This is a genomic window from uncultured Microbacterium sp. (assembly GCF_963521695.1).
Taxonomy (GTDB): domain Bacteria; phylum Actinomycetota; class Actinomycetes; order Actinomycetales; family Microbacteriaceae; genus Microbacterium.
Genome location: NZ_CAUQWC010000155.1, coordinates 1 through 8,575 on the forward strand (window position 1 = coordinate 1; position 8,575 = coordinate 8,575).

Sequence of the window (8,575 nt, forward strand, 5' to 3'; positions counted from 1 at the left end):
GCCCGGGAGAGGCTGGCCGCGATCGTCGCCGAGGCCGTGCGCCCGCCCGCGCCGCCTCGCCGCGCGACGAGGCCCACACGTGGCTCGAAGGAGCGCCGCCTGCAGGCGAAGCAGCGCCGCACCGACGTCAAGCGCATGCGCCGGCGCCCGACCGACTGACGGCCTCCGCGCTCTCGGTTGAACGTCCACAACACGCCGGTGCTTTCCGCACCCGTCGGCGTGTTGTGGACACTCAACGGGCTCGCACGCCGCAGCGGGACGCCGTCCGGACGCCGGCGTGGCCCGGACTTCGATGCCACCCCGAATATCTCGCGGCCCGAACGCCGACGCCCCCACCACACGGGCGGGGGCGTCGGACGGAACTCAGGATGCCGAGCCGGGAGGCGTCTTCTTCGCGCGCGGGGCCGGGGCGTTCGCCACGGGCTGCCCGCCGCGCTGCTGACCCGGGAGGGGCCGGGAGCGGCGGCCGTAGATGAGCTCGGACGAGTCGAGCAGCCAGGGCACGAGGGTGATCGAGACACCGTGCACGAGCATGAGCTGGTGCGCGAGCCGCCGCGAGCGGCGGTTGTGCAGGATCGACTCCCACCAGTGCCCCACGATGTACTGCGGCAGGTAGACGGTGACGACGGCGGAGCCGTTCTTCTCGCGGTATTTCTTGATGAACGCCGACACGGGCGAGGTGTAGGCGCGGTACGGCGAGTCGATGATCACGAGGGGGATCGGCACCTCGTGCTCGGCCCACTCCCTCTGCAGCTTGGCCGACTCCTCCTCGGTGATCGCGACGTGCACCGCGAGCGTCCTGTCGTGCTTGGCGGCCATGGCGTAGTCGATGGCCTTCGACGTGGGCTTCTGCAAGCGGTTCACCAGCACGATCGCGACGTCGCCCGACGAGCCGAAGTGCACGGTGTCATCCATCTGGATCTCGTGCTCGACGTCGCGGTAGTAGCGATTCACGCCGACCATGAGCACGGCGAGGATCGGGATGGCGATGAACACCAGCCACGCGCCGTGCGTGAACTTCGTGACCGTGACGATGAGCAGCACCAGCACCGTCATCGCGGCGCCGACGGAGTTGATCCACAGGCCCGAGATCGCGGAGCGGCGCTCGATCGCCGCGGACTGCTGATTCGCCGCCTCCGCGGGGAGCAGCTTGAACTCGCGCAACGCGCGTCGCCAGTGCCGCACCATTCCGATCTGGCCGAGCGAGAACGACACGAACACGCCGATGATGTAGAGCTGGATCAGCGTCGTGAGGTTGGCCTGGTACACGATCAGCACGCCCATGGCGACGACGCCGAGGATGATCATGCCGTTCGAGTAGACGAGCCGGTCGCCGCGGGTGTTCAGCGCCTTCGGGGCGTAGCCGTCGCGCGCGAGGACGGCGCCGAGCAGCGGGAAGCCGTTGAACGCCGTGTTGGCGGCCAGCAGCAGGACGCACGCGGTGGCGGCCTGGATGACGAAGAAGAGGACGCTGCCCGACCCGAACGTGGCGGCCGCGACCTGGGCCATGAGGCTCGGCTGCGGGTTGTTCGCGCAGTCGAAGCCGATGAGGCTGCAGGGGTTCTCGGCGTAGTGGACACCGGCGATGAGCGCGAGGGCCGTCAGGCCCGCGAACAGCAGGATCGCGATGCCGCCCATGAGGCTCAGCGTCGTCTGGGCGTTGCGGATCTTGGGCTTGCGGAACGCGGGGACGCCGTTCGACACGGCCTCCACACCCGTCAGTGCGGAGCACCCGCTGGAGAACGCCCGCAGCACGAGAAGGACCAGTGCCGCCTGCGTGAGCGATTCGGCTTGCACGTCGTACTGCTGGCTGGAGGCGACCGGGGCATCGCCGGCGAGCGTCCGGGCCAGGCCCACGACGATCATCACCGCGACCGAGCCGATGAAGAGATAGGTCGGAATCGCGAAGACGCTTGAGGCCTCCCGAACGCCCCGGAGGTTCACGATCACGATCAGGATCACGAAGCCGACGGCGATCTCGACGCGGAACGGGTTCAGTCCCGGCAGCGCCGAGATGATGTTGTCGACCCCGGATGCCACCGACACGGCCACCGTGAGCACGTAGTCGACGAGCAGGGCCGCGGCCACGATGACGCCCGGCACCTCGCCCAGGTTCTTGCTGGCGACCTCGTAGTCGCCGCCGCCCGAGGGATAGGCCTTGATGAGCTGTCGATAGCTCAGCACGACGACGGTCAGCAGCACGATGACCGCCACCGCGACCCACGGGCTGAGGGTCAACAGCGCCGTTCCGCCGATCAGCAGGATCATCAGCAGCTCCTGTGGCGCGTAGGCCACGGAAGACAGAGCGTCGGAGGCGAAGATGGGCAGCGCCATCTTCTTGGGAAGGAGCTGTTCGTCGAGTTTCTCGGAGGTGAGGGGCTCGCCGATCAGGATGCGTTTCGCGATCGGAGTCTCTTCGACGTCCCCGCGACTTTCGTCAGTCACGGCGCGCGACATTACGCCCACCGGGGGTTCTGCGCAATGTGACGCGCTCGTCGTTCACATCATGGTCGCCAGACCGTGACCCCTGCGAGGACAGGCGTCCGCGAGTGCGCGCGTCGTCACCGGCATCCGAGAACCGCTTCAGGCGGCACGGCGGCGGCGAACGCGGTCATCGCGTCGGCGGCGGCGCGGTCGCCCGCTCCTACCGGATGTCGAGAACCCGCGCGGGTACCGCGGTCGCGGCGTACCTCGCGTCGTCGGGCGAGACACCGGCCGCGGTGGCGACGGCGATCGCCCGCTCCATGGTGAGGGTGGAGCCGGCCAGGATGTCCGTGCCGGTGAGGGTGGGGCGCCCGTCGTTCACCTCGACCTCGAGGCCTCCGAGACGGTAGTTCCCATCGCCCAGCCCCGTCGCCGACATCGCGTCGGTGACGAGGGCCACGCGCCCGGGGGCGGCGGCGAACACCGTGCGGATGACGACGGGGTGGAGGTGGACGCCGTCGGCGACCACCTCCAGCACGACGTGGTCCCGCTCCAGAGCGGCGCCGACCGGACCGACCGCGCGGTGACCGAGGCCCGGCATGGCATTGAAGGCGTGGGTCAGCAATCGCGCGCCCCGGTCGAATGCGGCGGCGGCGGTGTCGTGATCAGCCTGCGTGTGTCCGACGGCGACCGTGACGCCCGCGGACACGAGAGCGTCGATGGCATCCATCGCGCCCGGTAGTTCGGGGGCGATCGTCACCTGGCGCACGATGCCGTCGGCTGCGGTGAGCAGACGGTCCACTGCGGACGCGGTCGGGGAGATCAGCGCCTGCGCGTCGTGCGCACCTCGGCGTGAATGGGCGAGGAACGGACCCTCGAGGTGCACTCCCGCAACGCCCGGCAGCGCGGGGATCACCTCGCGGAGCTGCCGCAGGCGCCGCTCGGTGCGTTCGAGGGGGGCGCTCACCAGGCTGAGCAGCAGTCGCGACGTGCCGTGTGCGCGGTGGTATGCCACCGCCGCCGCGAGCCCCTCGAGATCGGCGTCGTCGAAGGAGTGGCCGACGGCGCCGTGGCAGTGCAGGTCGACGACGTCGACCGTGGGAGAAGGGAGGGCTTCATCCGGACGGTGGGGGTCCATGCGGTGTCCTTCGCTGAGAGTTGAGCCCGAGCCGTCGGTCGTCGGCGGAGCCGGGCGGGTGCCGTCTCAGGTCGAGACGACGCCCTTGCGCAGAAGGGCGTTGGCGTACACCCGGGTTTCGCCGGTGCGCACGACGAGGAACGCCGTGCGCGCGAGATCGTAGTAGGCGAAGCGTTCGACGAATCGCGTGCCCTCCGTACCGACTTCGGCGGCGCCGATGAGCTCTCGCTGCACATCGAGGAGCGTGCCGTCGCCCGATCGCATGAGGTCGAGCGCCGGCGCGTCGTCGGCGGGGACCACCGAGCGGATCGCAGCGAGCACCGCGGGCGACGTCGTGCCCGGGAGGTCGATCACGCGCTCCCCGATGGCGAAGGCGGGGAAGTGCGCGTCGGCGACGACCACCGCGTCGGAGTGCCCCATGCGGTCGAGGTGGAGCAGCAGTTCGCCGGTGAGGAGCGGATTGATCCCGGAGAGCATGGTGGCCTTCCCATCGGTCGGGGAGTCGGTCGGCAGGGTGTCAGGGGATGAGCCGTGCGCGCGCGAGGGAATCCCAGAACGCCTCGGGAACCTCCGCACGCCAGAACTCGGCGTTCTGCGTCAGCTGAGCGGGCCGGCTCCCCCCGACCACGACCGTGGTGACGAGCGGCTCGCGTGCGACGAACGCCAGAGCGGCGACCGGCAGCGGGACACCGTGGTCGCGGCAGACGCCGAGGATCCGCTCCAGTCGCGACCAGACTTCGTCCGGCACTCCGCCGTACTCGTAGCGGGCGTCGGCAGACGGCGTGTCGCGCGAGAGCAGGCCGGAGTTGAAGACCGAGGCGGCGACGATGGTCGTGCCCCGCTCCCGGCAGGCGGGCAACACGTCAGCGGCGGCCGGTTGCTCCAGCAGCGTGTAGCGACCGGCGACCATGACCTCGTCGAGGTCGGCGCCGCGCACGCAGGTGGCGAGGGTGTCGGCATCCATCGAACCGACGCCGATGCGATCGACGCGTCCGCTCGCGCGCAGCCTCTGCATCGCCGGGAGGGCGTCGGTGAGGGCACGACCTAGGTCGTGCTTCTCGGGGTCGTGGAGGTAGAGGGCGTCGACACGGTCGAGTCCCAGTCGCTCGAGCGACTCGTCGAGGCTTCTCTCGATCCCGTCCGTGGAGAAGTCCCACTCGCGCCGGGTGTCGGTGGGCACGTGGAACGAGTTGTCGCGATCGAGCCCGCCTTCACCGTCGGGATTGGGCCGGATCAGTCGTCCCGCCTTCGTCGAGACGGTGTAGGCGTCGCGGGGCTTGTCGCGCAGGAACCGCCCGAGGCGGCGTTCCGACAGACCGAGCCCGTAGTGCGGGGCGGTGTCGAACGCTCGGATGCCGGCGTCCCACGCCGCAGCGAGGACGGCCTGCGCGTCGTCATCGCTGAGCGCGCGGTGCAGGTTGCCGACGTTGGCCGCGCCGTACGCCAGCACGGCGCCGTCGCGGCGCGGGAGCTCAGACGGCGACATGACGCCCGGTCCATGTGTAGGCGCGGCGGCTGTCGTCGTGCATGCGCATTCCGGCGCCGGGAGCCGTCGGAGCCGCATAGGCGCCGTCGCGGATCACGACGGGGACGGTGAAGTGCTCGTGCAGGTGGTCCACGTACTCGATCATGCGGCCTTCGCGCTCGCCCGAGACGGCGACGTAGTCGAACATCGACAGGTGCTGCACCGCCTCGCACAGGCCCACCCCGCCGGCGTGGGGGCAGACGGGGACGCCGAACTTGGCGGCGAGCAGCAGGTTCGCGATGTTCTCATTGACTCCGCCCACGCGTACCGCGTCGATCTGCATGACCTGGATCGCCCCGGCCTGCAGCAGCTGCTTGAAGATCACGCGGTTCTGGGCGTGCTCGCCGGTGGCGACGCGGATCGGGGCGACGCCGCGCGCGATCTCGGCGTGACCGAGCACGTCGTCGGGGCTGGTGGGCTCTTCGATCCAGGCGGGGTCGAACGCGGCGAGGGCGTTGACCCACTCGATGGCCTGGGCGACCTCCCACCTCTGGTTGGCGTCGATGGCGATGGGGAACCCCACGCCGCAGGTCTCGCGAGCGATGCCGAGACGCCGGATGTCGTCGTCGAGATCGGCGCCGACCTTGAGTTTGATCTGGCCGAATCCGTCGGCGATCGCCTCGCGGCACAGGCGACGCAGTTTGTCGTCGGAGTAGCCGAGCCATCCGGGCGACGTCGTGTACGCGGGGTAGCCGCTGTCGAGCAGCAGCTCTTCGCGTTCTGCCCGACCCGGCTCCGCGCGGCGCAGGATTTCAAGCGCCTCGTCGGGGGTGAGGGCGTTGGTGAGGTAACGGAAGTCGACCAGCGACACGATCTCTTCGGGTGTCATGCGCGCGAGCAGCTGCCACAGCGGAAGGCCGGCGCGCTGCGCCTTGACGTCCCACAGGGCGTTGACGACCGCGCCGATCGCCATGTGCATGACGCCCTTCTCGGGACCGAGCCACCGCAGCTGCGAGTCGCCCACGAGCTCGCGCCAGGTGGCGCCCATGTCGTCGAGCAGCGGTTCGACCTCGCGTCCCACCAGGAACGGCGCCAGCGCGTCGATGGCGGCCACCTGCACGTCGTTGCCGCGCCCGATCGTGAAGACGAACGCGTGTCCCTCGTCGATGTCGGTCATCACGCGCACGTACGCCGCCGAGTAGTCGGGGTCGGGGTTCATCGCGTCGGAGCCGTCGAGGCTCAACGAGGTGGGGAACCGGATGTCGGTCGTCTCCACCGCGGTGATGAGGGTCATGGGGCTCCTTCTGAAGCGGTGGGCGTCTGGGGACGACATTAAACATCCGATGTCTATACTGTCAAACGCCGACGCCGCCCGCGTCGACGACAAGGAGGAGGACGCATGAGATTCGCACGCATCGGCGAGCGGGGCCACGAGGTGCCCGTCGTCGTGGTCGACGGTCACTATCGGGACCTGCGGTCCCTGACGATCGACATCGACGCCGCCTTCTGGGAGAGCGACCCCGTCGACCTGGTCTCGCGCGCCCTGGCGGAGGGGACGCTCCCCGAGCTCTCGAACGCCGCGGAAGCGCGGATCGGTGCGCCCATCGCGCGACCGGGCGCCGTCGTGTGCGTCGGCATGAACTATGCCGCGCACGCCGCCGAGTCCGGTTCCCTCCCGCCCGAGCAGCCGGTGATCTTCCTCAAAGTGCCCAACACCGTGGCGGGTCCGAACGACGAGGTCGTGCTTCCCCGCGGCGGCGACAAGACCGACTGGGAGGTCGAGCTCGGCATCGTGATCGGGCAGGAGACGTCCTACCTCGACTCGCCCGAAGAGGCCGCGGCGCACATCGCGGGATTCGTGCTCGTCAACGACCTGTCCGAGCGCCGGTTCCAACTGGAGGTCTCGGGGGGGCAGTGGTCGAAGGGCAAGTGCGCCCCGGGGTTCACCCCGACGGGGCCCTGGGTGGTCACGCCCGACGAGATCGACGCGGGCGACCTCCGGCTCCGCAGCTTCGTCAACGGCGCTCCGCGGCAGGATTCGAGCACGGGGGACATGATCTTCTCGGTCGCGCACATCGTGTGGCACCTCTCCCAGTACATGACGCTCGAGCCCGGTGATCTCGTGCTCACCGGCACCCCCGAGGGGGTCGCGCTCTCGGGCCGGTTCCCCTATCTCCAGCCGGGAGACGAGGTCGAGATCTCGATCGACGGTCTCGGCTCGCAGCGCCAGCACTTCTTGGCATGGAGCCGTTCATGACGGCGCGGGAGGGGCAGCTCGCGGGTCTCCGGGCGCTGGTGACGGGGGGTGCCGCGGGCATCGGAGCGGCGATCGTCGACGCGCTCCTGGCATCGGGCGCGACCGTGGCGGTCCTCGACCGCGAGGTGGATGACGCGGTCGCCGATGAACGGCCCGGCGTCACTCTGGTGCGTGCCGACGTCTCCGACCGCGAAGGCGTGGAGAACGCCGTGCGCGTCGCCGAAGAGCGCCTCGGGGGCATCGACATCGTCGTCAACAACGCCGCCGTCGGTGCCCAGGGCGACATCGCCGCCAACGATGATGAGGAGTGGGCGCGGGTGCTCTCGATCAACGTCACGGGCATCGCCCGCGTGAGCGCTGCGGCGCTGCCCGCGCTGCGGCGTTCTCGGGCGGCCGCGGTGTGCAACGTCGCCTCGATCGCGGCGGGAGTGGGTCTGCCGCAGCGTGCGTTGTACAGCGCGTCGAAGGGCGCCGTCGCCGCTCTCACCCGTGCGATGGCCGCCGATCACATCCGCGAGGGCATCCGGGTCAATTCGGTCTCGCCCGGTACCGCCGACACTCCGTGGGTGCAGCGCCTGCTCGCCGCCGCCGCCGACCCCGTCGCGGAGCGGGCGGCGTTGGAGGCGCGGCAGCCGCACGGACGCCTGGTGTCGGCCGCCGAAGTGGCCGGCGCCGTCCTCTACCTCGTCAGCCCGCTGTCGGGGTCGACGACCGGCACGGTGCTCGACGTCGACGGTGGCGTGTCGGGCCTGCGCCTGCGTCCGGTCGACGTGAAGTAGAACCGCTCGGCGTTACCCGAGAGCACGGCATCTCTGCCCGCGGGTCCGAGGCGGTCGAGCGCCCACGCGCCGACCGCCTCGAGCCAGAGGTGCGGATGCTGGCGTTCGGACACGGGCCAGTCGCCGCCGTAGACCAGTCGATCGAGGCCGAAGGCGTCGAGGGCAGCATCGAGAAACGGCTTGATCTGCGCCGGCGTCCACGGTCCGTCGGACTCCGCGGGGAGCCCCGACAGCTTGATCGACACCGATGGGCGTCGGGCGAGGTCGAAGAGGTCGCGGTACCAGGCCGATCCGCGCGGGTCGGCCGGATGCGCGGCGCTCCCGACGGCGGGTTTGCCGAGGTGGTCGAGGATGATGTCGAGATCGGGGACCGCGTCGGCGAGGGCGGCGACCTCGGGCAGCTGGTGGTGTGCGACGCAGGCGTCGAACGTGAGGCCGCGTTCGGCGAGCAGCCGGCCACCCTCGAGGAATCCGGATCGTCGCGCGAACCCCGCGGCCTCGCCCTCCAGCAC

Annotated in this window: 8 protein-coding genes and 1 pseudogene; 3 read left to right on the forward strand and 6 right to left on the reverse strand. The window is 70.4% G+C overall.

Translation table 11 applies throughout. The annotated features are described in order from the left end of the window. A pseudogene (locus tag RWP81_RS11585) lies at window positions 1-159 on the forward strand (aminoacyl-tRNA hydrolase); the annotation flags it as partial. Window positions 160-363: 204 nt separating this feature from the next. Here RWP81_RS11585 and RWP81_RS11590 read toward each other — a convergent pair. The 5 genes from RWP81_RS11590 to RWP81_RS11610 all read right to left on the reverse strand — a co-directional run bounded on the left by RWP81_RS11590 (window position 364) and on the right by RWP81_RS11610 (window position 6,321). Then, the gene (locus RWP81_RS11590) at window positions 364-2,457 is read right to left on the reverse strand and encodes an APC family permease (RefSeq protein ID WP_314456251.1); all 2,094 of its coding nucleotides are present in this window, start codon (window positions 2,455-2,457) and stop codon (window positions 364-366) included. A 187-nt stretch (window positions 2,458-2,644) separates the two neighbouring features. Beyond that, window positions 2,645-3,562 carry an N-acetylglucosamine-6-phosphate deacetylase gene (locus RWP81_RS11595; protein WP_314456252.1) on the reverse strand — a complete coding sequence of 306 codons (918 nt, stop codon included), beginning with the start codon at window positions 3,560-3,562 and terminating at the stop codon, window positions 2,645-2,647. Window positions 3,563-3,628: 66 nt separating this feature from the next. After that, window positions 3,629-4,039 carry an RbsD/FucU domain-containing protein gene (locus tag RWP81_RS11600; RefSeq protein WP_314456253.1) on the reverse strand — a complete coding sequence of 137 codons (411 nt, stop codon included), beginning with the start codon at window positions 4,037-4,039 and terminating at the stop codon, window positions 3,629-3,631. Window positions 4,040-4,079: 40 nt separating this feature from the next. Next, on the reverse strand, window positions 4,080-5,048 hold the full coding sequence (locus RWP81_RS11605) for an aldo/keto reductase (protein WP_314456255.1): 969 nt from the start codon (window positions 5,046-5,048) through the stop codon (window positions 4,080-4,082). Then, window positions 5,035-6,321 carry an L-fuconate dehydratase gene (locus RWP81_RS11610; protein ID WP_314456256.1) on the reverse strand — a complete coding sequence of 429 codons (1,287 nt, stop codon included), beginning with the start codon at window positions 6,319-6,321 and terminating at the stop codon, window positions 5,035-5,037. The genes RWP81_RS11605 and RWP81_RS11610 overlap by 14 nt, the downstream gene beginning before the upstream one ends. A 105-nt stretch (window positions 6,322-6,426) precedes the next feature. On the opposite strand from RWP81_RS11610, the gene RWP81_RS11615 reads away from it, so the two are divergent. Both RWP81_RS11615 and RWP81_RS11620 read left to right on the forward strand, forming a co-directional pair. Next, window positions 6,427-7,284 carry a fumarylacetoacetate hydrolase family protein gene (locus tag RWP81_RS11615; protein WP_314456258.1) on the forward strand — a complete coding sequence of 286 codons (858 nt, stop codon included), beginning with the start codon at window positions 6,427-6,429 and terminating at the stop codon, window positions 7,282-7,284. Next, window positions 7,281-8,063, forward strand: coding sequence for an SDR family oxidoreductase (locus tag RWP81_RS11620; RefSeq protein WP_314456260.1), 783 nt, complete (start codon window positions 7,281-7,283; stop codon window positions 8,061-8,063). The genes RWP81_RS11615 and RWP81_RS11620 overlap by 4 nt, the downstream gene beginning before the upstream one ends. On the opposite strand, the gene RWP81_RS11625 is transcribed toward RWP81_RS11620, so the two are convergent. After that, window positions 7,964-8,575 (reverse strand): amidohydrolase family protein (locus RWP81_RS11625; RefSeq protein ID WP_314456262.1); only part of this gene is annotated, 612 nt, incomplete at its 5' end. The genes RWP81_RS11620 and RWP81_RS11625 overlap by 100 nt on opposite strands.